This window comes from Phenylobacterium sp. (assembly GCF_035475775.1).
Lineage (GTDB): Bacteria > Pseudomonadota > Alphaproteobacteria > Caulobacterales > Caulobacteraceae > Phenylobacterium.
In genome coordinates this window covers 1-22769 of record NZ_DATIMC010000102.1, presented here as the reverse complement: position 1 = coordinate 22769, position 22769 = coordinate 1, and the positions used below count along the sequence as shown (strand labels likewise).

The following is a 22769-nucleotide window of genomic DNA, read 5'->3' as shown; positions in this document are numbered from 1 at the left end:
TAACCGGCGGCGGCGCATCATGGCCGGTCAGCGGATCGCTGTCCGCCGCGGAGCCCCGGCATGGCCGCTCTCTCGGAGCACAAGATCGAGATCGTCCGCCAGCTGGTGGCGGCCGCGCCCGACCGGGTGGTGGGCGGACTGCAGCTCGCGCTCGCCGAGACCGCGGACGACTCGGCCCTGGCCGGCGTTCGCCGCCTGGTGGAGACCGAGGCGCTGGACCGCCGCCTGCGCAACACCGCGCTGCAGCCCCTGGCGCCGATGTGCGTGGGCGACGGCAAGGACGCCAGCCATCTGGTCTTTCCGGCCTACGCCCTGGCGCTCCTGTGGCGCGGGCTGAAAAGCCTTGCGCCCGAGGCGGTCGCCGACGCCGCCGCCGCCTTCGAGGACCAGACCTCGGGCGAAAGCGCCAACCCATCGTTCGACATGCTGGCGGCCATCGCTTCGGCGGCAGTGCGCGCCCGCGAGCCCAGGGAGTTCGCCCTGGCGGCCGAGGTCTGTGACGAGGCCAGGCCCGGCGGCGCGGGGCTGCTGGCCGATTGCCTCGACATCGCCCCGGTGGTTCGCGCGGCGATCCCGAAGCTCGCCGACTGGAACGCCCACTTCGGCGACGAGACCACCGCCTCGGCGCGCCTCGCCTACAAGGACGCCGTCGCGATCGCCGACGACGCCGGGCCGCGCTTCTTCGAAATGCTGGCCGCCCAGCTGCCGCACCCCTGGATGGTCCTCAGGATCATCTCCGCGGTGATGGACAAGCCGACCGAGCGCTACCTCGCCGATTCGGAGATGGCGGTATTCGGCGAACGGGTGATGCGCGAGATCGACGCCAGCCTGAAGGCGGTTTCGAGCCTCGATCCGGACGGGGGGCCCGACGCCGGACGCGGCGCCGGCAAGCGGGTCGAGCTGATCACCTATCAGATCAGCGAAATGGAGACCTGCGTCGATCTCTCGCGCGACCACGGCTGGGGCCACGAGTTGGTCAAGCAGAAGAAGACCCTGGCCGCTGTCGTGGAGGGGCATCTGCGCACCGCCGAGAAGCTCACCATCGCGGCGCTGCCGATGCAGACCGTGCGCATCGCCCGCATGCGCAAGACCGAGCCGAAGCTCAACACCCTGCCGGATCCGGTTCCGGTGAGGCGCGCGCTCACCCTGCTGGCGTTTTCCCATGAGGTCCGCTCCAGCGCCAACTACGGCGGCTTCGGCGCGGCTCGCAGCAAGATGCTCGAGACCTTGGGCGACATGCTCGACAACTATGTCCAAGAGGTGCTCGACCATATCCGGACCGGCGACGCGCCGGACGAGGAGGTCGCCTACGCCTATCTGGAGATCGCCGCCGAGATCAGCCTGCTGGTGCGCGATGAGCGCGCCGCCGAGCTCGTCCGGCGACGGGCGGCGGCGGTCCGCCACGATGAGGCCGCCGCCGCTGTGGCGTCCGGGCAGGCATGACGCACTCGCGCCGTTGAGGTCTTTCGGCTAAACGGCCCCCATGATCTTGTTCTGGGTCGCGGCCGGCGTGCTCTCGGCCGCTGCGGCCTTCCTCATCCTGGGCCGGGCCGCCAAGGCCGCCGCGTACGGCGAGGCCGCAGACCCCACGCCTGTCCTCTACCGGCGCCAGCTCGCCGAAATCGACGAGCTGGCCGAACGCGGCCTGATCGGCCAGGCGGAGCGCAGGACCGCCCACGCCGAGGCCGCGCGCCGGCTGCTCGCCGCGGCCGAGGCGCCCGAAGCCAGCTGGTCGGCCGATCCCCGGGCCCGCCGCCCGGTGCTGGGGGCGGTGATCCTGGCTCCCCTGCTGGCGCTCGCCGTCTATCTGGCCCTGGGCTCGCCCGGCATGCCCGACCAGCCGTTCGCCGAACGCATGCGAAGTTGGCTCGCCGCCAACCCCGCGAGTCTCGATCCGCCGGAGCTCGCCGCAGTGCTGAAGAAGCTCACGGCCGAGCGGCCGAACGACCCGGAAGGCTTCCGCTACCTGGCTCTCGCCGAGGGCGCCTCGCAGAATCCCGCCGAAGCGGTCCGGGCCCTGCGCCACGCCATCGGGCTTGCGCCGAACCGGGCGGATCTCTGGGAGATGTTGGGCGAGGCGCTGGTCGTCGAGGCGGGCGGGCAGCTCACGGACGAGGCGAGGAACGCCTTCCAGGAAACCCTGAAACGCGATCCGCACGCCATCGTGGCCCGCTTCCAGCTGGCCCGCGGCCGCATCGAGGCCGGCGACAAGGCCGGCGGCTTGGCCGAGTGGCGCAGCCTGGCTGGCGAGCTTCCGGCCGATGACCCGCGGCGGCAGGCGCTGGCGCAGGCGATCGCCGAGGAGGAGGGCAAGCCCGCCGCTGCGCCGCCTCAGCTCTCGGCCGGCCAGATGGGTGCGATCCGCGGCATGGTCGAGGGCCTCGCCGCGCGGCTGAAGGCCAGTCCAGACGATCCTGACGGCTGGGTGAGGCTGGTGCGCGCCTATGCGGTGCTCGGCGAGACTGCCCAGCGCGACGCCGCCCTGAAAGAGGCCAAGAGCCGCTATAGGACGCGGCCCGACATCCTCGATGCGCTGAACGCCGCGGCCAAGGCGGAGCCGATGAAATGAGCTGGTTGCCCAAGTCCCGCAAAGCCCGCCGCCGGTTGAGCCTGATCGCCGCCATCGCCCCGGTGCTGGCGCTGGCCGTCGGGCTGACGCTCTGGGGTCTCAGGGGCTCGATCTCGTTCTTCTACACGCCCTCGCAGGCCGCGTCCGCCAGGCCCCAGCCTGGCCGCTCCGTCCAGCTCGGCGGCCTGGTGAAGACGGGCTCGGTGGTCAAGCGCCCCGATGGCGAGGTGGATTTCACCGTCGCCGACCAGACGGCGGCGGACAAGGTGGTCTTCCGTGGCGACCTGCCCGACCTGTTCCGCGAAGGCCAGGGGATCGTCGCCGTGGGCGCCTTCCGGCCCGACGGGGTCTTCGAGGCCAAGACGGTGCTGGCCAAGCACGACGAGCGCTACATGCCCAAACAGCTCGCCGACCAGCTGAAGAAGCAGGGCGAGTGGCGTGGCGACGGGGCGACGCCGGCTTACGAGAAGCCTTGATGGCGGAGTTCGGCGCCTTCGCCCTGATCCTGGGGCTCGCTCTCTCGGTCGCCCAGTTGGCGCTGTCGGCCGCCGCGCGCCTGCGCCGCTCGATCCTGCTGGCCGCAGCGGGGGAGGGCGCCGCCTTCGGCGCGTTCCTGGCCACGGCGGTGGCCTTCGGCCTGCTGATGCACGCCTTCGTGGTCTCCGACTTCTCCGTGGCCAACGTCGCGGCCAATTCCCACACCGAGAAGCCGCTGCTCTACAAGGTGGCGGGAACCTGGGGCAGCCACGAAGGCTCCATGCTGCTGTGGGACCTGGCGATCACCGCCTACGGCGCGGCGATGGCCTTCTTCGGCGGCAACCTGCCGCGCGGCCTGAAGGCGGTCGCGGTGGCCGTGCAGGGCGGCCTTGGCTCGGTGTTCCTGGCCTATACGGTGTTCGCCTCGAACCCGTTCGTGAGGCTCGTCAACCCTCCGGTGGAGGGCCGCTCGCTGAACCCGTTGCTGCAGGACCCTGCGCTGGCGGTCCACCCGCCGTTCCTCTACTCGGGCTACGTCGGCATGAGCGTTGTCTTCTCGCTGGCGGTGGCCGCGCTGATCGAAGGGCGCGTCGACGCCGCCTGGGCCAGATGGGTGCGGCCCTGGGCGCTGGCCGCCTGGAGCCTGCTCACCATCGGCATCACCCTGGGCTCCTTCTGGGCCTATTACGAGCTCGGCTGGGGCGGCTGGTGGTTCTGGGACCCGGTGGAGAACGCCAGCTTCATGCCGTGGCTGGTGGCCACGGCCCTGCTGCACTCCGCGGTGGTGACCGAGAAGCGCGGCGCGCTCTCCGGCTGGACGGTGTTCCTGGGCCTGGCGGCGTTCTCCTTCTCCATGCTGGGGGCCTTCCTGGTGCGCTCGGGCGTGCTCACCTCGGTGCATGCCTTCGCGGTGGATCCCAGGCGCGGCGTCCTGCTGCTGATCATCCTGGGGGTGACCGCGGGGCTCGGGTTTGCGTTGTTCGCCTGGCGCGCGCCCGGCCTCAGCCAGGGCGGGGTCTTTGCGCCGGTCAGCCGGGAGAGCGCGCTGGTGCTCAACAACATCCTCCTGGCCGCGGCGACCGCGACGGTGCTCCTGGGCACGCTCTACCCGCTGATCCGCGAGGCCATGACCGGAGAGGCGATCTCGGTCGGGCCGCCCTACTTCAACCTGACCTTCATGCCGCTGATGGCCGCCCTGGTGCTGCTCTTGCCGACCGGGCCGTTGCTCGCCTGGAAGCGCGGCGACGTGCTGGGGGTCAGCCAGAGGCTGTGGGCGGCGGGCGCGGTCGCGCTCGCTGCGGGCCTGGCAGCCTATGCGGTGCAGGATCCCCGCCGGGGGTTCGGAGCCCTGGGCCTGGCGATGGGCGCCTGGCTGATCGCCGGCGCCATCGCCGAGCTCGTCGAGCGCACGCGGGTCTTCCGCGTCCCGGCCTGGGAGAGCTGGCGCAGGCTCATCGGCCTGCCGCGCGGCGCCTGGGGCATGACGCTGGCGCACCTGGGCCTGGGCGTCTTCGTGCTGGGCGCCACGTTCGAGACCGCCTGGCGCGCCGAAGCGGCCGAGACGCTGCCCATCGGCGGCGCGCTGAACGTCGGCGCCTATCACCTGGTGCTGAAGGATGTGGGGCCGGTCGAAGGCAAGAACTACGACGCCGAACGGGCGGTGGTTGCGGCCACGCGAAACGGCCAGCCGGTGTGCACCGGCGAGCCGGAGCGGCGGCTCTACCTGGCCGGCGGGCAGACCACCTCGGAAGTCGCGATCTGCAACCGCGGCGCCAGTCACCTCTATATCGTCCTCGGCGAACGGCGGGACAGCGCCAGCGGCCCCGTGTGGCTGATCCGCGCCTACTGGAACCCGCTGGCGAGCCTGATCTTCCTCGGTCCGGTGATCATGGCCCTCGGGGGGGCGATCTCGCTCTCGGACCGGCGGTTGCGGATCGGCGTGCCGCGTAGGCGGGAGCAGGCGGCGTGAGGCTGCGCGCCGCGCTCGCGGCCCTGGCCGGCGTGCTCTGCATCGCCGCGGCCTCGGATCCGTCGGAACGGCTGCCCAACCCGGGTCAGGAGGCGCGCGCCCGGGCGATCTTCAAGGACGTGCGCTGCCTGGTCTGCCAGAACGAGTCGATCGACGATTCCCAGGCCGAGCTCGCCCATGACCTGCGCCAGATCGTGCGCCAGCAGGTGAAGGCCGGAAGAAGCGACGCCGAGATCAAGCAGTTCCTGACCGACCGCTACGGCCAGTTCGTCCTGCTGAAGCCCTCGTTCGACCTGGGCAACCTGGCGCTCTGGGCCGGGCCGTTCGTGGTCGTGGGCTTGGGCGTCGTCCTGCTGTCCGCACGCCTGAGGAACCGACAACCCGACGACGAGCTTTCGGAAGCCGAACGGGCGCGATTGCAGCGGCTATCGCAGGATGGCCCGACCTGACATCTTTGCGCCCAAGAACGGACGGAAAGCCAAGCGCAGGGTGACCCAACCGTAACTTGAGCGCCATTGCGCTCTCGTGCATCGAACCTAGGTTTTATATGGCGCCCCCAGGTCTCCGGGCCGCTCGCGCCGAAGGAAAGAAGACTGATGACCTCCAAGAAGACCGGTTACCTCCTGGGCGCCGTCGCCGGCGCCGGCGTCATGGTCGCCGCGGTGGCGGGCGCAGGCATCGTGCTTCCTGCGGCCCGCGCCGACCAGGGCCAGGTGATCAAGGCCTCGACCGCGCCGATCTTCGCGCCGCCCCCGGGCGCGCCCATGTCGTTCGCCGACATCTTCGAGAAGGTCTCGCCGGCGGTGGTCTCGATCAACGTCACCAGCCGGGTGGATCCGAGCCTGCTGCGGCGCATCCCCGGCCTCGAGGGCCTGCCGTTCGACATCGTCCCGCGCGGCGGAGGTGACGACGAGGACGAGGGCGGAACTCCGCCGCAAGGCGGCCGGACCGAAAAGGGCCAGCCCAAGCTCCCCACCCAGCAGTCCTCCGGCTCGGGCTTCTTCGTCTCGCCGGACGGCTACATCGTCACCAACAACCACGTGGTGGAGAACGCCGAGACCATCAAGGTCGTGCTCAAGGACGAGCGCGAGCTGGACGCCAAGGTGGTCGGCCGCGACGAGGCGACCGACCTGGCGGTGATCAAGGTCACCGGCGGACCCTATCCGTTCGTGAACTTCGAGAATTCGGCCCGCCCGCGGGTCGGCGACTGGGTAATCGCGGTCGGCAATCCCTTCGGCCTGGGCGGCTCGGCGACGGCCGGCATCGTCTCGGCCTATGGCCGCAACATCGGCGAGACCTTCGTCGACTACATCCAGATCGACGCGCCGATCAACCGCGGCAATTCCGGCGGCCCGACGTTCGACATCTATGGACGGGTGATCGGCGTCAACACGGCGATCTTCTCGCCGACCGGCGGCTCGGTGGGCATCGGCTTCGCGATCCCGGCGGACGTGGCCGAGAAGGTGACCTCGCAACTGGTCCACGGCGGCGCCATCCAACGCGGCTACATCGGCGCGACCATCCAGGACTTCACCACCGAAATGGCTCAGGCCCAGGGACTGGGCGACCAGAAGGGCGCCATCGTGTCCGACCTGACGCCGGGCGGTCCGTCGCAGCGGGCGGGCCTGCTCCCGGGCGACGTGGTGGTCGCGATCAACGGCGCCCAGGTGAAGTCCTCTTCCGAGCTGACCCGCGAGGTCGCCCAGCGCCATCCCGGCGACATCCTGCATCTCGACGTGATCCGCGACGGGCGCCACCGCACGATCGACGTGCGCTCGGGCGTGCGACCCTCGGAGAAGGAGCTGGCGGCCAACGACAATGGCGCCGCGCCCGGCGGGGCCGGCGGCGGGCAGGCCACGCCGAGCCCCGCGGCGCCTGCGGTGCTCGGCATGCGCCTGGCTCCGCTGGATGAGGCCCTTCGGCGTCAGCTCGGCCTCGGCGCCGGCGTGCATGGGGCTGTGGTCACCTCGGTCGAGGCGTCCTCCGACGCCGGCGACAAGGGCTTGCGGCGCGGCGACGTCGTCGTGCGGGCGGGCGATCGCCAGGTGGCCACCGCCGCCGACGTGGCGGCCGTCGTCGCGCAGGCCCGCAAGGCCGGCCGGCAGAGCGTGCTGCTCGGCGTCTATCGGGGCGGCAGGACGGCTTTCCTGGCGCTCAAGATCAAATAGCTTCGGCTGGGGGCGGCGATGAAGATCCTGATCGTCGAGGACGACCGCGAGGCGGCCGACGCCATGGCCCGCGGCCTCGCCGAGGCGGGGCACGCGTGCGTCCAGGCAAGCGATGGCGAGGAGGGGCTGAAGGCCGCCCAGGCCGGCGAGTTCGACGTGATGATCGTCGACCGCATGATGCCGAAGATGGATGGCGTGAAGCTGGTCGAGACCCTGCGTCGGCAGGGCGACGGGACGCCGGTGCTCTTCCTGTCGGCCCTGGGCGAGGTGGGCGACAGGGTGACCGGGCTGCAGGCCGGAGGCGACGACTACCTGGTCAAGCCCTACGCCTTCGCCGAGCTGATCGCGCGGGTCGAAGCGCTCGCCCGCCGCCGCGAGACGGGCTCGGTCGCCACGGTGCTGCGGGTCGGCGACCTGGAGATGGACCTGATCGCCCGCACCGTGCACCGGCAGGGCAAGGAGATCGACCTGCAGCCGCGCGAGTTCCAGCTGCTGGAGTTCATGATGCGCCATGCCGGCCAGTCGGTGACCCGCACGATGCTCCTGGAGAAGGTCTGGGAATACCACTTCGACCCGCAGACCAACGTCATCGACGTGCACGTCTCACGGCTGCGCTCGAAGATCGACAGGGGGTTCGATCGGCCGATGCTGCAGACCGTCCGCGGGGCGGGCTATCGGCTCGACGCCTAGGCGCGAACGGCGCTCCCGCCTCATGCGCCTGCCGCGCATCCTCCGCACCGCGCCGTTCCGGCTGACGCTGCTGTTCCTGGCGCTGTTCGCGTCCGTCGCCTTCGCGCTGCTGGCCTACATCTATGTGGCCACGGCGGGGGAGGCCACCCGGCGCACCGATCGGGAGATTCAGCAGGAGATGCGCTCGCTGGTCGCCGCCTACGACCGGGCGGGGCTGGACGCGGTCAACCAGTCGCTGATCGAGCGCGCCGCCAGCGAGCGGCCGTTCCTCTATCTGCTGATGAGCAAGGACGCCAAGCGCATCTCAGGCTCCATCGAGGAGAGCCCGGTCGACCAGTTCGGGGGCAAGCCCACCTGGACCAGCTTTTCGATCACCGACCAGACCCCGCACGGCCGGATCATCAAGCACCCGGCGCGGGGCCTGCAGGAGCGGCTGTCCGGCGGCGAGATCCTGTTCGTGGGCGCCGACGTGGGCGAGGACGAGGCCTATGTGTTCAGCGTCGTGCGCGCCCTCTGGGGCGCCGGCCTGCTGGTCATCGTGCTCGGCCTGTGCGGCGGGGTCCTGATGAGCCGCAACGTCACCCGCAGCATGGCCGGATTGACCGAGGTGCTGGAAGCGGTGCGCGGCGGCGACCTGGCGGCGCGCGCGCCGGTGCGCGGAGCCCGCGACGAGTTCGACGACCTGGCCCAGGCGCTGAACGAGATGCTCGATCGTCTGGAGCGCTCCATGGCCGGCCACAGGCACGCGGGCGACGCCATCGCCCACGACCTGCGCTCGCCGCTGACCCGCCTGAGGGCCCGGCTGGAGGCCGCCTACCTGGACGTGGAGGCCGGCAAGGGCGATCCGACCCACGCGCTCGCCCAGGCGCTGGAGGACACCGACGGCGTCCTGAAGACCTTTGTCACCGTGCTCGCCATCGCCCGGCTGCAGGCCGCCGGGGCGGCGCCCGATCCGGTGCTGTTCGATCCTGGCGAGCTCGCCGCCGACATCTGCGAGCTCTACGAGCCGCTCTGCGAGGAAAAGGGCGTCGAGTTCGCCGCCGAGCTGAGCAAGGGCCTGCAGACCCGCGGCAACAAGGAGTTCCTCGCCCAGGCCATCGCCAACGTTCTGGACAACGCCGTCAAGTACACGCCCAGCGGCGGGGCGATCATGCTCCGCGTCCGACGGCGCTCCTCGGGCGAGGTGGAGTTCTCGGTCACCGACACCGGCCCCGGCGTGCCGGAAGCGGATCGCGGGCGGGTCGTCGAGCGGTTCGTGCGGCTGGAGAACAGCCGCAACCAGCCGGGGGCCGGGCTCGGCCTCTCCCTGGTGGCCGCCGTCGCCGAGGCGCACCGCGGCCGGCTGGAGCTGGACGAGGGTCCCGGCAAGGTGGGCGAGAGCGGGCCGGGCCTGCGGGTCGCCCTCATCCTGCCGCGCGCCGCCTAGGGAATGGTCTCGCTCGGAGAACAGCTTCGGCCCTGCGGACCGGTCGTCGATGAGATGGCGGCCGAGCGCGCCCGCGAAGTGGTCGCCGAGAGCGTCTGGTCGCAGGCCCTGGCGGCAGCCTGGCCGGCGCTCGCGCCGGTGTTCGGCGCCTCGCCCTATCTGGCCAGCCTGGCCCGGCGCGATCCCGAGAGGCTGGCCTCACTTCTCGCCGCGCCGCCGGACGCCCGGCTCGAGAGCCTGCTCGCGCGCACCGCGGCGGCTGCGGCGCTGGATGGCGAGGAAGCCGCCCGGGCGCTGCGGCGGCTGAAGTCCGAGCTGCACCTGCTGACCGCGCTCGCCGATCTCGGCGGGGTCTGGGACCTCGATCAGGTGACCGGCGCGCTCACCCGCTTCGCCGATGCAGCGGTGGCCGCGGCGCTGTCGGTCGCGGCGCGGGCGGAGCTCGAGGCGGGACGGCTGGCCCGCCTGGGCGAGGGGCCGGAAGGGCCGGTCCCGGGCTGGTTCTGCATCGCCATGGGCAAGCAGGGCGCCTTCGAGCTGAACTACTCGAGCGACATCGACGTCTCGGTCTTCTACGAGCCGGATCGCCTGCCGCTGGCGGACGGCGTGGAGCCGCAGGCCTTCGCCGTGCGCCTGACGCACCGGGTGGCCGAGCTCATGCAGGCCCGAACGCCCGACGGCTACGTCTTCCGCATGGACCTGCGGCTGCGGCCCGACCCGGCCTCCACCCAGCCGGCCGTGCCCGTCCCGGCCGCCCTGGAATACTATGAAACGGTCGGCCAGAACTGGGAGCGCGCGGCGTTCGTCAAGGCGCGGCCCTGTGCAGGCGACCTCGCCGCGGCCGAGGCGTTCCTGAACGAGCTTGCGGCGTTCATCTGGCGCAAGAACCTCGACTTCGCCGCGATCGCTGACATCCACTCCATCAAGCGGCAGATTCACGCCTACAAGGTCGACGAGCGGGTCACCGCCGCCGGCGTCGACCTGAAGCTCGGCCGCGGCGGCATCCGCGAGATCGAGTTCTACGTCCAGACCCAGCAGCTGATCCTCGGCGGCCGCCACCCGGAGCTGCGCAGCCGCCGGACGCTCGACGCCCTTCGGGCGCTCGCCGAAGCCGGCCACGTGCGCGCCGAGACCGCCGGCGAGCTCGCCCAGGCCTATCGGCGGCTGCGCGCGCTCGAACACCGCGTGCAAATGATCGCCGACGAGCAGACCCATCGCCTGCCGGAGGCCGATGCCGACCGGCGACGCGTCGCCGCGCTGGCCGGCCACGACCGGCTGAAGAGCTTCGATGCGGAGGTCACGCGGCTGCTGAAGGGCGTCAACGCGCGTTACGCCGAGCTCTTCCCGGAGGAGGAGCCGCTGTCGTCCCGCTTCGGCAGCCTGGTGTTCACCGGCGTGGAGGACGATCCGGAGACCCTGGCGACACTCGCGCGGATGGGATTTTCGAACCCGTCGCGCGTGGCGCAGACCATTCGCGGTTGGCACCACGGCCATATCGCCGCCACGCGGACCGAGCGGGGGCGCGAGCTCTTTACGCGGCTGGCGCCGCGGCTGCTCGACGCCTGCCACGCCACGGGCGCGCCGGACGCCGCCTTCAACCGCTTCGCGAATTTCTTCTCGGGCCTGTCGACCGGCGTGCAGCTGCAGTCGCTGTTCCTGGCCGTGCCCCGGCTTTTCGGCCTGGTGGTGGAGGTGATGGCTTTCGCGCCGCGGCTGGCCAACACGCTCGCCCGCAGGCCGGCGGCGATCGACGCCATGCTCGACCCGGCCTTCTTCGATCCCATCGACATCGCCGAGGACCGCGCCGCGGTCAGGGCGGCGGTGGCCCGCGCCGGGGGTTTCGAAGGCGCCATGGACGCCGTGCGCCGGGTGCACCGCGAGCAGTCGTTCCGGGTCGGGGTCCAGGTGATGAGCCGCGCCGCCAGCGCCGAGACCGCGGGCAAGGCGTTCGCCGATCTCGCCGACGTCTGCATCGAAGCGCTCGCGCCTGCAGCGCTCGTCGAGACCGTCCGGCTGGGCGGGGCTTTCGACGGGGAGGTCGCGGTCGTCGCCCTTGGCAAGTGCGGCTCGCGGGAAATGAGCGCGGCCTCGGACCTCGACCTGATGACGCTTTACCGTGGTCGTGATCCCGCGGCGGCCTCGGCGGTCAAGGGCTGGGATGCGGCGACCTTCTTCGGCCGCTTCACCCAGCGGCTGATCGCGGCGCTTTCCACGCCCACCACGGAAGGCGGCCTCTACGAGGTCGACATGCAGCTTCGGCCCTCCGGCACCAAGGGTCCCGTGGCGGTGAGCTTCGCCGCCTTCGAGCACTACTATGAGCGGGAGGCCGAGACCTGGGAGCTGATGGCGCTCACCCGCGCGCGCGTCGCCTGGGCGAGCTCGGAAGACTTCGCCGAGGCGGCCCGGCGCGCGATCGAAGCGGCGCTGCGCCGGCCGCGCGAGCGGGCCCGCACCGCCCGCGATGTCCGCGAGATGCGCGAGCTGATGGAGCGGGAACGGCCGCCGAAGGGCGATTGGGACCTGAAGCTCTCACCGGGCGGCCTGGTGGACATCGAGTTCGCCGCCCAGTTCCTGCAGCTGGCCGGCGCGGCCGATGGAGGCCCGCTGGAGCCCAACACCGCCCAGGCGCTGACCGCCGCGCGGGCGCACGGCCTGGCCCCGGCCCAGCCGATCGCCGCTCTGCAGGAGGCCTGGCGGCTGCAGCAGGACCTGACGCAGCTGCTGAAGGTCGCGCTGGACGATCCGGCCGATCCCGCCGGCGAGCCGCCGGCCTTCAGAAGACTGCTCGCCAGGGCCGGCGGCGCTCGGGACTTCCCGGGCCTGAAGCGCAGGCTGGGCGCCGCACGCAAAGGCGCGCGCACGGCCTTCGACCTCATCGTCCGACCGTGAGATCGCTCCCTATCCGAGCGCCGCGGCGCGGACCGTGGCCTCGTCCGCCTGTCGGACCGGCAGGGAGAAGCTCGCCGTCGTACCCTGGCCGGGGGCGCTCCTGAGGTCCAGCAGACCGCCGTGCATCTCCACCAGCGCCTTGGACAGCGCCAGGCCAAGGCCCGTGCCTTGCTGGGTCTTGGCGTGCTGGTGCTCGATCTGCTCGAACGGCCGGGCGAGCCGTTCCAGGTCCTCGGGCGAAATGCCGATGCCCGTGTCCTGGACGCTGACCCTGACTCGCTGGCCGCGCGGATCGTCCCGCAGGTCGGCCCTCACCGTGACGCGGCCGCCGCGCGGCGTGAACTTGATGGCGTTGGAGAGCAGGTTGAGCAGCACCTGCTTCACGGCCCGGTAGTCCGCGTCCACTTCCGGCAGCACCGGCAGCTCGATCCGCAGCTCGAGCCCGACCGATTCCGCACGGTTCTGGACCAGCCGCGCGGCATCCTCGGTCACCTCTTCCAGGGCGACGGGCTCGAAGCGGAGGCTCATCTTGCCAGCCTCGATCTTCGACATGTCGAGGATGTCGTTGATCAGCGCCAGCAGGTGCTGACCGGAGTCCAGGATATCGCGCGCGTAGTCGCGGTAGCGCGTGTCGCCCAGCGGGCCGTACATCTCGCCCAGCATGATCTCGGAGAAGCCGTTGATGGCGTTCAGCGGCGTGCGCAGTTCGTGGCTCATGTTGGCCAGGAATTCGCTCTTGGCCCGGTTTGCAGCTTCGGCGCGCACCTTCTCGGCCTCGTACTTGCGGGCGAGCTCGGAGAGCTGCTCCTGGCTGCGCTCGAGGTTCGCGACCGCGCGGCGCAGCTCCTGCTCGTTGAGTTTCAGCGCCTCTTCCTGGCCCTTCAGGGCGGTGATGTCGGCGGCGGTGACGACCAGGCCGCCTTCGTCGGTCGGGCGTTCGGAGATCTGGACCCAGCGGCCGTCCGTCAGCTCGACTTCGCGGACGCCCTTGCGCGCGTCGGCGGCCGGGAGCTCGCGGCGGATGGCGAGATCGGCGATGCGGTCCACCTGGTCGCGCCCGACGCCCGGCTTCAGCGCCTGCGCCTCCAGGCGGAAGAAGCTGCGGTAGTTCCCATTGCACATCAGCAGCCGGCCGTGCCGGTCCCACAATACGAAAGCTTCAGAGACGCTCTCGATCGCATCGCGCAGCCGGTTCTCGGCCGACTGCGCGCGGGCCTGGGCCATCCGCTCTTCGGTGACATCCAGGGCGACGCCGATGATCCGCGCGTAGCCGCCCTCCGGGGCCTCGCCGAAGCCCTGGCCACGGGCGTCGATCCACACCGGCCGACCGCCGGTGAGGCTGGGCGCGCGGAAGGAGATGTCGAAGCCGCCGTAGATGGCCGCCGAGGCGAGCGCGTCGCGCAGGCCGTCGCGATGGCCCGGGGCGACCCGCTCCAGCACCTGCTGGCCGTCCACCTCGCCGCTGCGCCAGCCGAACAGGGCGGCGGTCACGTCGGACATGAAGACGCGGTCGTTGATCAGGTCCCATTCCCAGATGCCGCAACGGGCGGCCTCCACGGCGGTGCGGAAGCGTTGCTCGGTCTCGCTGTAGGCCGCGTGGCGGCGCACCAGCCGGCGGCCTTCGAGCAGGAACAGCACGGCCGCGACGCCCGCGACGGCGAGCGGCGCTGCGAGCCAGGCCAGGATCTCTCCAGCCCCCGGCGAGGGCCCGCTCAGCAGGCGCCACGCCGCCGTCAGGTAGGCTGCCGCCAGTCCCGCGCCGGCGAGCGCCGCGAGATTCGCAAAACGGGCCCGCGGCGGCCCGTCCGGAGGCGCGATCACCTCGGCACGCGCGCCCGCGCGATCCTCCGCCGCCGTTCCGCCAGGCTGCCTCCCCAAGGCCGCCAGCCCCCCTGCAAAAGACCCGAGTCACCGAGCCCTGCGGCAGAGTACGCGGGGCCGGTTAACCCGTCATTGGCTTCGCCGCGGCGGCGGTCAGGCCTCCGCCGCCTCGCCCAGCGCGCGACTGACCAGCTCGAAGACATTCTTCGAAAGCCCTTCGGTCTCGAGGATGCGCTGCAGCTCGGCCTTCATCAGCGCGCCCAGTTCGGGCCGATAGCGCCGCCAGCCGCCGAGCGGGTCCACCAGGCGCGCCGCGATCATCGGGTTGAAGGCGTCGGTGGCCAGGATCTGGTCCGCCAGGAACCGGTAGCCCGCGCCGCTCGGGTCGTGGAAGCGCACCGGGTTGAAGTTGGCGAATGTCGAGACCAGCGCCCTCAGCCGATTGGGGTTCTTGGAATCGAAGGCGGGATGGGCGGTGAGCCCGATCACCCGGCCGAGCGCGCCTTCGTCAGGATCGCGGGCCTGCAGCGCGAACCACTTGTCGATCACCAGCGGCTCGGCCCGCCAGCGCTCGTAGAACTCGGCGAGCGCGATCTCGAACTCCGGCCCGCCGATCAGCATCAGCGCGGTCAGCCCGCCGATGGCGTCGGTCATGTTGCCGGCGCCGCGGTAGTGGCCAAGCGCCAGCTCGGCGGTCTGGGCGGTCGGATTGGCGGCCAGCATGTCGAGCGCGGCGTTGCGCAGGGCGCGCCGGCCGGCCGCCGCGGCGTCGGGCGAGAACTCGCCGGCTTCCTGGAAGCCGGTGTGCAGCCGCCGCAGCGACTCGGCGAGATGCGCCGCAAGCCGGGTCCGCAGCGCCTCGCGGGCCTCGTGGATGGCGCCCGGGTCGGCCGGGCTCATGACCAGGGCGAGGTCCGGCTCGGAGGGCAGCGCCAGGAGCAGCGCCTTGAACGCCGGATCGGCGGCCTGGTCGGAGAGCGCCCGGCCCATGGCTTCGGCGAACCGCTCCTCGCCCACTTCGTCGGCCTTGCCCGCGGCGCGGGCCAGGATCAGCTCGCGGGCCAGCGCCTGGCCGGCCTCCCAGCGGTTGAAGAGGTCGGGGTCGGCGGCCAGCAGGACATAGCGGTCCTTGGGCTCGGCGTCGGTTTCGAGCACCACGGGGGCGGAGAAGCCGCGCAGAGCCGAGACGACCGGGGGACGTTCGACGCTGTCCAGCGTCACCTTGGCGCGCGCCCCGTCGAGAACCACCACGGTCTCGTCCAGCGCCTCGCCGTCGCGCCCGAAGGCCAGGGCGCGGCCGTCCTGGTCGAGCAGGCCGATGCGCAAGGGGACGGACAGCGGTTGCTTGGTCGGCTGGCCGGGGGTCGGCGCGGTCTCCTGCGCGAGCTCGAGTTCGAGCGTGCGGGCGGCGGCGTCGTAGCGGGAGGCGAGGCTCACGCGCGGCGTGCCCGCCTGCTCGTACCAGGCGAAGAATGGCGACAGGTCGCGTCCCGAGGCTTCGGCGAAGCAGCGGATGAATTCCTCGACCGTCGTCGCGTGACCGTCCCAGCGCTCGAAGTAGAGGTCCATCCCCTTCCGGAACAGCTCGGGCCCGATCAGCGTCCTGAGCATCCGGATCACCTCCGCGCCCTTCTCGTAGATGGTCGCGGTGTAGAAATTGTCGATCTTCAGATAGCTGGATGGCCGCACCGGGTGCGACAGCGGCCCCTGGTCCTCGGCGAACTGCCGGGCCCTGAGCGCCTTGACGTCCTTGATCCGCTGCACCGCATGGCCGCGCTGGTCGGCCGAGAAGCTCTGGTCGCGGAACACCGTCAGGCCTTCCTTCAGGCACAGCTGGAACCAGTCGCGGCAGGTGATGCGGTCGCCGGTCCAGTTGTGGAAGTACTCGTGGGCCACGACGCTCTCGATCCGCTCGTAGTCCATGTCGGTGGCGGTCTCGGGGTCGGCGAGCAGGAGCGAGGAGTTGAAGATGTTCAGCCCCTTGTTCTCCATTGCGCCGAAGTTGAAGTCGCGCACCGCCACGATCATGAACAGGTCCAGGTCGTACTCGCGGCCGAAGGTCTCCTCGTCCCATTTCATCGCGCGCTTCAGCGCGTCCATGGCGTAGGCCGCCCGCGGCGCCATGCCCGGATCGACATAGATGCGCAGCTCGACGATGCGGCCGCTCATCGTGGTGAGCTTGTCCTCCAGGACGTCGAGCTCGCCGGCCACCAGGGCGAACAGGTAGCAGGGCTTGGGGAAGGGATCCTTCCACACCGCGTAATGGCGCCCGCCCGGCCGCTCGCCGGCCTCGATCAGGTTGCCGTTGGAGAGCAGGCGCTGGAACGTCTTGTCGGCCTCGATGCGGACCGTGAAGCGCGACAGCACGTCCGGCCGGTCGGGCCAGTAGGTGATCTTGCGGAACCCTTCAGCCTCGCACTGGGTGCAGAAGCGGCCGGCCGACATGTAGAGGCCCTCGAGCGCCTTGTTCGCCTCGGGATCGATCTCGACCTCCGTCTCCAGCGAAAACGCGTTGGGAACGCTCGGGACGGTCAGGAACTCGGCGTCGATCTGGCGCTCCCCGTCCCCCAGCGGGCGGCCGTCGAGCGCCACTGAGACCAGCTTCAGCCGCTCCCCGTTGAGCTTCAGCGGCTCCCGATGCTCGCCGTTGCGGCGGATCGTGAGCTTCGCCTTCACGCGGGTGGCGTTGGGCGAAAGATCGAACTCCAGAGCCACCTCCTCGACGAGGAAGGCGGGCGGGCGGTAGTCGGAAAGCCGGATCGGCTGGGGGGTCTCTGTACGCATTCGGGTCATCTAGTCCCTGGCGGCGGAGTTCGGAAGCCGCTGACGCGAGGTCACGCTTTTCAGCCCCGGCGCCCGGGGCCATGGTTCGCGCGACCAGCAGCGGGCGGCCCGGCATGAATTTCGACTTTTCCGACGACCAGAAGTTCCTGAAATCCGAGGCTCGGAAGTTCCTGGAGGCGAACAGCCCCACGACTCGCGTCCGCAAGGTCCTCGACGACCAGGCCACGGCCTATGACGCCGAGCTCTGGCGCGCGGTCGCCGCCCAGGGCTGGCTGGGCGCGGCGATCCCGGAGGCCCATGGCGGGCTGGGCCTGGGCCATCTGGAGCTGTGCGTCATCGCCGAGGAGCTCGGCCGCGCGGTCGCCCCGATCCCGTTCGCCTCGACCGTGTATTTCCTCGCCGAGGCGGTGATGCTGGCCGGCTCCGAGGCGCAGCAGGCGGAAATCCTGCCGAAGATCGCCGCGGGCGAGCTGATCGGGGCGGTCGCGACTTCGGAGGGCCCCGGGGCGGTGACCGCGGGTGCGGTCCAGGCCACGGTCTCTGCCGGCAAGCTCACCGGGACCAAGCTGCCGGTCGCCGATGGGGACATCGCCGATCTGGCCCTCGTGCTGGCCAAGGAGGGCGGCAAGGCGGGCCTGTTCCTCGTGGATCTGAACGGTCCGGGCGTGACGCGCGAGGCGCTGGCCACCCTCGATCCCACCCGCGACGCCGCCAAGCTCACGTTCAAAGCCGCGCCGGCCGAGCGCCTGGGCCCGGCGGGCGAGGGCCTTGCGCTCGTGGAGCAGGTGTTCGACCGCGCCGCGGTGCTGCTCGCCTTCGAGCAGCTCGGCGGGGCGGACAAGTGCCTGGAGTCCGCCAAGGCCTACGCGCTGGAGCGCTACGCCTTCGGCCGACCCATCGGCTCCTATCAGGCGATCAAGCACAAGCTCGCCGACATCTACGTGAACAACGAGCTCGCCCGCTCCAACAGCTATTATGGCGCCTGGGCGCTCAACACCGGCGCGCCGGAACTGGCCGTGGCCGCCGCTGCGGCGCGGATCTCCGCCTCCGAAGCCTACTGGTTCGCCGCCAAGGAGAACATCCAGACCCATGGCGGCATCGGCTACACCTGGGAAATGGATTGCCACCTCTACTATAAGCGCGCCCAGCAGCTGCGGCTGGTGGCCGGCGCGCCGCGCGTCTGGAAGGAGCGGCTGGTGAGCCAGCTCGAACGGCGCAACGCGGCCTGAAGGGGATCAGCGAAATGGACTTCAACGACACGCCCGAGGAAGCCGCCTATCGCGCCGAGGTCCGCGCCTGGCTGGAGCAGAACGCGCCCAAGGCCCCCGTCGGCGACGATCCGGAGGGAAACGGCGACAGCATGGCCGCCTCCAAGGCCTGGCAGGCCAGGAAGGCCGCCGCCGGCTACGCCCAGATCACCTGGCCCAAGGAGTGGGGCGGGCCGGGCGGCACGCCCATCCAGCAGGTCATCTTCAGCCAGGAGGAGGCGAAATACGCGGCGCCCCCGAACCCCTTCCAGATCGGCCTCGGCATGTGCGTGCCGACGGTCATGACCTTCGCCGACGAGGCCACCAAGCAGCGCTTCGTCGGCCCGGCGCTGCGCGGCGAGGAGATCTGGTGCCAGCTGTTCTCCGAGCCGTCCGGCGGCTCCGACGTGGCGGCGGCCAGGACCCGGGCGGAGCGCGCTTCGGACGGCTCCGGTGACTGGATCATCTCGGGCCAGAAGGTGTGGACGACCGGCGCGCAGTTCTCGGATTACGGGATCGTCGTCACCCGCACCGACCCGGATGCGCCGAAGCACAAGGGGCTGACCATGTTCTGGGTCGACATGCACGACCCCGGGATCGAGGTCAGGCCGATCCACCAGATGTCCGGCGGATCGGGGTTCAATGAGGTGTTCTTCACGAATGTGCGGGTGAAGGACAGCCAGCGGGTGGGCGCGGTCAACGACGGCTGGCGCGTCTCGCTGGTGACGCTGATGAACGAGCGGCTGGCGGTGGGCGGCCCCTCGGGGACGGGCTGGAAGGAATTCATGGAGGCGGCGCGCAGCATCGCCGGCCTCGACGGCGCGCCGGCCATCAAGGATCAGGCGCTGCGCGAGAAGATCGCCGACTGGTACGTGGCGACCGAGGGCCTCAACCACACGCGCAACCGCACCATCACCGCGCTCTCGCGGGGCCAGACGCCGGGGCCGGAGAGCTCGATCGGCAAGGTCGTCACCGCGGTTCAGATGCAGGATCTGGCGGCCGCCGCGCTCGACATGCTGGACCAGTACGGGATCGTCAGCGACCCGGCGCTCGCCCCGTTGCACGCGGCGTTCCAGAGCTCGATCCTGTTCGCGCCGGCCCTGCGCATCGCCGGCGGCACCGACGAGATCCTGAAGAACATCATCGCCGAACGCGTGCTGGGCCTGCCGCAGGACATCCGCGTCGACAAGGAGGTGGCGTTCAAGGACCTGCCCAGGGGCCGCTAGGCGGTGAGCGCCAGGGGCGTCCGGCGCGGCTCGCGGCCGATCAGGTCGGCATAGAGCTTGGTCAGGCCCTCGAAGGTGCGGTCCCAGGTGTGCCGAGTCTCGGCGCGCACCCGCGCCGCCTTGCCGAGCGCGCGGACGTCGCGTCCGAACAGCGCCTCGATCGCTTCGGCGAGGTCCGCGGGGTCGGAACTGCGCGCGTGCTGGCCCACGCTCAGGTCGATCAGCTCGCCCACGCCGCCCTTGTTGGGTCCGACGACCGGCAATCCGGCCGCCATGGCCTCGAGCACCACCAGGCCGAAGATCTCGTTCTCGTTGGCGTGCAGGAAGGCGTCGCAGGAGGCGATCAGCCCGGCCAGGCGCGCGGGCTCGCGTTCGAAGTCCAGGCAGACGACCTGGCTGGACGGCCTGGAGCCGTGGCCAGCGCCCACCAGCACCAGCCGATAGGGCTCGCCGAGGCGCTCGACGGCCTCGATCATGCCTTCGACGTTCTTTTCCCGGGCAGGGCGGCCGGCGAACACCAGCAGGCGGCTCTCGGCGGGCGCCCCAAGGCGCTTGATCAGCCGGGCCCGGTCGCCGCGGCTCGGATGGAACAGCTCGGTGTCCACGCCGAACGGATGCACGCTCACCCGCTCGACGCCGGCTTCGGCCAGGCGCGCGGCGGTATGGTAGCTGGGGGCCACGACCTGGTCGAAGCGGGAATAGGCCTGCGCCCAGAAGTTGAACGTCGGCGCCTCCGCCCAGTCGCCGAGGTGCAGGGCCGCCAGCGCCGCCGCATCGGTGTGGCAGACGCCGACCACCGGCACGCCCAGCGCCTCGCCCGCCTCCAGCGCGGCATGGCCGGGCACGAAGACATCGCCGGCCTCGATGATCTCGGGCTGCAGCACCCTCAGGACGGTCTCCCACTTGTTGACGCTGGCCGGCATCCGGTAGCCGTCGCCGAACGGCAGGCGCGCGGCGGCGACGGTGACCAGCCCCGCGCCCTCGGCGCGGGTGTGCGCCCCCGGGACCACCAGGGTCTCGCGGATGTCGGGCCGCCGCCGCTCCAGCCATGCCCGCTTGGCCGTGAGGTAGCGTTTCACGCCGCCCGAGCGCGGCGCGTACATCATGGTGGTGTCGACCAGATGGAAGCTCGCCTGTTCGCCGCCGCCGAACGGCGGCACCTCGGCGGGGTTGAACTTGACCAGCCTGGTCGATCCGGGCGCGCCCAGGCCGAGCGCCCGGCGGGCCTGGCGCTTCTCGACGCTCGAGGAGGCGGCGAGCACCAGGGCGGCCTGGCGCTCGCGGCCCTTGAGCTTGCCGCCGCGCGCGCCGGCCGGACGGCCTGAGGGATTCCAGAGTCTGGCCAGGGGTCGCGTCCTTCGTCCACTCACGCCCGCCGCCGAAGCGGCGAACCTTCCTCGTAGCAGCCTTCAGCCCGCAGCGTCATCCCTTCCCGCGCGCCCGCGACCAAGCCGCAATGCCGGTTCACCGCGGATCATACGCCTTTGCGACCTCCGGACGGAGCGCCTGGCTCGCCTGGAAACTCGGGTCGAGCCTGGCGTGGGTCGCCTGCTCGAAGGCGTAGCCGACGGCGAGCAGCTTCGCCTCGGACCAGGCGGGTCCGACGATCGACAGACCGACCGGCAGGCCGTCCACGCCCCCCATCGGGACCGTCAGGTGCGGATAGCCGGAGACCGCCGGCAGCGACGAGAAGGAGCCGAAGAAGCGGCTGCCGTTCACCGGATCGACGATCGAGGGCGGGCCGCCGCTGGGCGCCGCCAGGACCGCGACCTTCGCCTCCCGCAGCATCCTGTCGAGCGCCTCGCGGGCAAGCCGGCGCAAGGTGGCGCGCTTCTCCAGATAGGCCGGATCGGTGATCGGGGGTTTCGCCTGCGCCTGCTCGAAGATCTCCTGGCCGAACAGCGCCGTCTCGCGCGGCTCGGCCTTGTTGAAGGCGATGAGCTCGGCCAGCGAGCGCGTCTTCACGGCCGGCGGGGCGGCGGCGAGGTAGGCGTCCAGGGCCGCCTTGAATTCCCATTCGAGGACATCGAATTCGCCTTCGTCGATCTTGTTGACGGTGGCCTCGTCGGGGCCCTTGACGTCGACGAGCACGGCGCCGGCCCGCTTCATGGCCTCCAGCGCGGCCTCGAACACCGCCTCGGTCTGCGGCGAGCCGCGGACCACGCCGTGCACCACGCCGATGCGCAGGCCGGCGAGCGCCCTGGGATCGAGGGCTGCGAGATAGTCGGCCTTGTGCGCGTCGGCCTCCCGGGTGGCCGGATCGCCGGCATCGGAGCCGGCCATCGCCGCGAGCAGGGCGGCGGCGTCGGCCACCGTGCGGGTCATGGGCCCCGCGGTGTCCTGCTCGGGCGAGATCGGCACGATCAGGCGCCGGGAGACCAGGCCCACGGTCGGCTTGAGCCCGACGACGCCGTTCATGGCGGCCGGGCAGGTGATCGAGCCGTCGGTCTCGGTGCCGACGGCGAGCGCGGCGAGACCGGCGGCCACCGCCGCGCCGGAGCCCGCGCTGGAGCCGCAGGCGGTGCGGTCGAGCCCGTGAGGGTTGCGCACCAGCCCGCCCACGGCGCTCCAGCCGGAGATCGAGCGGGTGGAGCGGAAGTTGGCCCACTCCGAGAGGTTGGTCTTGCCGAGGATGACCGCTCCGGCGGCGCGCAGCCGCGCGACGATCGGGGCGTCCCTGCGGGTCACGTTGGCGGCGAGCGCCAGCGATCCGGCCGTGGTCGGCGTGCCGTCGGCGGTCTCGATGTTGTCCTTCAGGAGGATCGGCACGCCGTGCAGTGGCCCGCGGACGTGGCCCTCGCGCCGTTCGCGGTCCATGGCGCGCGCTTCCTGCAGCGCGCGCGGATTGACGGTGATGACGCTGTTGAGCCTGGGCCCGGCGCGGTCGATCTCGTCGATGCGGGCGATGTCGAGCCGGACCAGGGCCTCCGAGGTGATCGCGCCCGAGGTCATCGCCGCCTGCGCCTCGGCCGCCGAGGAGTAGGGCGTCAGGGATTGCGCCTGGCTCGCTTCAGCCATGGTCCACACCGCCGCCGCCAGCGCGACGCATCTCCACATGAACGCCCCCGAACGTCGCAACGGCCGGACCTTAGCCGCACGAACCCTGTGCGCAACAGAAGAGGGCCGCAACCCCAGGCCGCGGCCCTCGTCAGGACGATGGGGCAGAGGCTAGTGCTTCAGCGCGTCCCGGGCGGCGTCCTTCATATCGCCGACGCCCTTCTGCACCTTGCCCATGGTCTTCTCGGTCTTGCCCTTGGCCTCCATCTCGGGGTCGTCCGTGGCGCGGCCGGCCGCCTCCTTCATCGAGCCCTTCACGTCCTTGGCGGTCCCCTTGACCTGGTCCTTGTGCATGGCGGATGTCCTTTTCGCGTGTCAGCTGCGGCGAAGCCGAATTCGGCCCGTCTCACCGGGACTTACGCAAAAGACCTGGGGCGGTTCCCACGGCGCAGCCTGGCGCCGCGCGCCACGGGGCCGGCCCATCCGACGGCGTTGCGCCGGCCCAT

Annotated in this window: 16 protein-coding genes; 11 read left to right on the top strand and 5 right to left on the bottom strand. The window is 71.4% G+C overall.

Going from position 1 to position 22769, the window contains the following annotated elements:
- Nucleotides 1-60 precede the first annotated feature (60 nt).
- The 9 genes from VLI41_RS12590 (at nt 61) to VLI41_RS12550 (ending at nt 12188) form a co-directional block, all read left to right on the top strand.
- Nucleotides 61-1443: a hypothetical protein gene (locus VLI41_RS12590; protein ID WP_325268430.1), complete on the top strand. Its 1383-nt coding sequence runs from the start codon at nt 61-63 to the stop codon at nt 1441-1443.
- A 40-nt stretch (nt 1444-1483) separates the two neighbouring features.
- The gene (ccmI, locus tag VLI41_RS12585) at nt 1484-2569 is read left to right on the top strand and encodes a c-type cytochrome biogenesis protein CcmI (RefSeq protein ID WP_325268429.1); all 1086 of its coding nucleotides are present in this window, start codon (nt 1484-1486) and stop codon (nt 2567-2569) included.
- On the top strand, nt 2566-3045 hold the full coding sequence (gene ccmE, locus VLI41_RS12580; RefSeq protein ID WP_325268428.1) for a cytochrome c maturation protein CcmE: 480 nt from the start codon (nt 2566-2568) through the stop codon (nt 3043-3045). The genes ccmI and ccmE overlap by 4 nt, the downstream gene beginning before the upstream one ends.
- A complete protein-coding gene (locus VLI41_RS12575; protein ID WP_325268427.1) occupies nt 3042-5015 on the top strand; it encodes a heme lyase CcmF/NrfE family subunit in 1974 nt (657 codons plus the stop codon). Before ccmE ends, VLI41_RS12575 begins: the two co-directional genes overlap by 4 nt.
- Nucleotides 5012-5464 carry a cytochrome c-type biogenesis protein gene (locus VLI41_RS12570; protein WP_325268426.1) on the top strand — a complete coding sequence of 151 codons (453 nt, stop codon included), beginning with the start codon at nt 5012-5014 and terminating at the stop codon, nt 5462-5464. The genes VLI41_RS12575 and VLI41_RS12570 overlap by 4 nt, the downstream gene beginning before the upstream one ends.
- Nucleotides 5465-5611: 147 nt before the next feature.
- The gene (locus VLI41_RS12565) at nt 5612-7183 is read left to right on the top strand and encodes a Do family serine endopeptidase (RefSeq protein ID WP_325268425.1); all 1572 of its coding nucleotides are present in this window, start codon (nt 5612-5614) and stop codon (nt 7181-7183) included.
- Nucleotides 7184-7201: 18 nt separating this feature from the next.
- Nucleotides 7202-7873 (top strand): response regulator transcription factor, encoded by a 672-nt coding sequence (locus VLI41_RS12560; protein WP_325268424.1) that lies wholly within the window; start codon nt 7202-7204, stop codon nt 7871-7873.
- A 22-nt stretch (nt 7874-7895) separates the two neighbouring features.
- Complete coding sequence (locus VLI41_RS12555) at nt 7896-9299, top strand: HAMP domain-containing sensor histidine kinase (protein WP_325268423.1); 1404 nt, start codon at nt 7896-7898, stop codon at nt 9297-9299.
- A 3-nt stretch (nt 9300-9302) separates the two neighbouring features.
- A complete protein-coding gene (locus tag VLI41_RS12550) occupies nt 9303-12188 on the top strand; it encodes a bifunctional [glutamine synthetase] adenylyltransferase/[glutamine synthetase]-adenylyl-L-tyrosine phosphorylase (RefSeq protein WP_325268422.1) in 2886 nt (961 codons plus the stop codon).
- Nucleotides 12189-12197: 9 nt separating this feature from the next.
- Here the strand turns inward: VLI41_RS12550 and VLI41_RS12545 are convergent, their stop codons facing one another.
- Entirely contained in the window at nt 12198-14009 is a 1812-nt protein-coding gene (locus tag VLI41_RS12545) for a sensor histidine kinase (RefSeq protein ID WP_325268421.1), read from the bottom strand.
- A 153-nt stretch (nt 14010-14162) separates the two neighbouring features.
- Entirely contained in the window at nt 14163-16793 is a 2631-nt protein-coding gene (gene pepN / locus VLI41_RS12540; RefSeq protein WP_325268420.1) for an aminopeptidase N, read from the bottom strand.
- A 113-nt stretch (nt 16794-16906) separates the two neighbouring features.
- Here pepN and VLI41_RS12535 point away from each other — a divergent pair, with 113 nt between their 5' ends.
- Together VLI41_RS12535 and VLI41_RS12530 are read left to right on the top strand one after the other, a co-directional pair.
- On the top strand, nt 16907-18022 hold the full coding sequence (locus tag VLI41_RS12535; protein WP_325268419.1) for an acyl-CoA dehydrogenase family protein: 1116 nt from the start codon (nt 16907-16909) through the stop codon (nt 18020-18022).
- 14 nt (nt 18023-18036) lie between these two features.
- Nucleotides 18037-19266 carry an acyl-CoA dehydrogenase family protein gene (locus VLI41_RS12530; RefSeq protein WP_325268418.1) on the top strand — a complete coding sequence of 410 codons (1230 nt, stop codon included), beginning with the start codon at nt 18037-18039 and terminating at the stop codon, nt 19264-19266.
- Here VLI41_RS12530 and VLI41_RS12525 read toward each other — a convergent pair.
- The 3 genes from VLI41_RS12525 to VLI41_RS12515 form a co-directional block, all read right to left on the bottom strand.
- Nucleotides 19263-20636, bottom strand: a complete 1374-nt coding sequence (locus VLI41_RS12525; protein WP_325268417.1) for a glycosyltransferase — start codon at nt 20634-20636, stop codon at nt 19263-19265. The genes VLI41_RS12530 and VLI41_RS12525 overlap by 4 nt on opposite strands.
- Nucleotides 20637-20730: 94 nt before the next feature.
- Nucleotides 20731-22323 (bottom strand): amidase, encoded by a 1593-nt coding sequence (locus tag VLI41_RS12520; RefSeq protein WP_325268416.1) that lies wholly within the window; start codon nt 22321-22323, stop codon nt 20731-20733.
- Nucleotides 22324-22434: 111 nt separating this feature from the next.
- Entirely contained in the window at nt 22435-22617 is a 183-nt protein-coding gene (locus VLI41_RS12515) for a CsbD family protein (RefSeq protein ID WP_325268415.1), read from the bottom strand.
- Between the last annotated feature and the right edge of the window lie 152 nt (nt 22618-22769).

Bases quoted from the DNA above. Each gene is read 5' to 3' on its own strand.
- VLI41_RS12550 (WP_325268422.1), top strand. From the start codon at position 9,303: ATGGTCTCGCTCGGAGAACAGCTTCGGCCCTGCGGACCGGTCGTCGAT.
- VLI41_RS12560 (WP_325268424.1), top strand. From the start codon at position 7,202: ATGAAGATCCTGATCGTCGAGGACGACCGCGAGGCGGCCGACGCCATG.
- VLI41_RS12590 (WP_325268430.1), top strand. From the start codon at position 61: ATGGCCGCTCTCTCGGAGCACAAGATCGAGATCGTCCGCCAGCTGGTG.
- VLI41_RS12530 (WP_325268418.1), top strand. From the start codon at position 18,037: ATGGACTTCAACGACACGCCCGAGGAAGCCGCCTATCGCGCCGAGGTC.
- ccmI (WP_325268429.1), top strand. From the start codon at position 1,484: ATGATCTTGTTCTGGGTCGCGGCCGGCGTGCTCTCGGCCGCTGCGGCC.
- VLI41_RS12535 (WP_325268419.1), top strand. From the start codon at position 16,907: ATGAATTTCGACTTTTCCGACGACCAGAAGTTCCTGAAATCCGAGGCT.
- ccmE (WP_325268428.1), top strand. From the start codon at position 2,566: ATGAGCTGGTTGCCCAAGTCCCGCAAAGCCCGCCGCCGGTTGAGCCTG.
- VLI41_RS12520 (WP_325268416.1), bottom strand. From the start codon at position 22,323: ATGTGGAGATGCGTCGCGCTGGCGGCGGCGGTGTGGACCATGGCTGAA.
- VLI41_RS12555 (WP_325268423.1), top strand. From the start codon at position 7,896: ATGCGCCTGCCGCGCATCCTCCGCACCGCGCCGTTCCGGCTGACGCTG.
- VLI41_RS12515 (WP_325268415.1), bottom strand. From the start codon at position 22,617: ATGCACAAGGACCAGGTCAAGGGGACCGCCAAGGACGTGAAGGGCTCG.
- VLI41_RS12565 (WP_325268425.1), top strand. From the start codon at position 5,612: ATGACCTCCAAGAAGACCGGTTACCTCCTGGGCGCCGTCGCCGGCGCC.
- pepN (WP_325268420.1), bottom strand. From the start codon at position 16,793: ATGCGTACAGAGACCCCCCAGCCGATCCGGCTTTCCGACTACCGCCCG.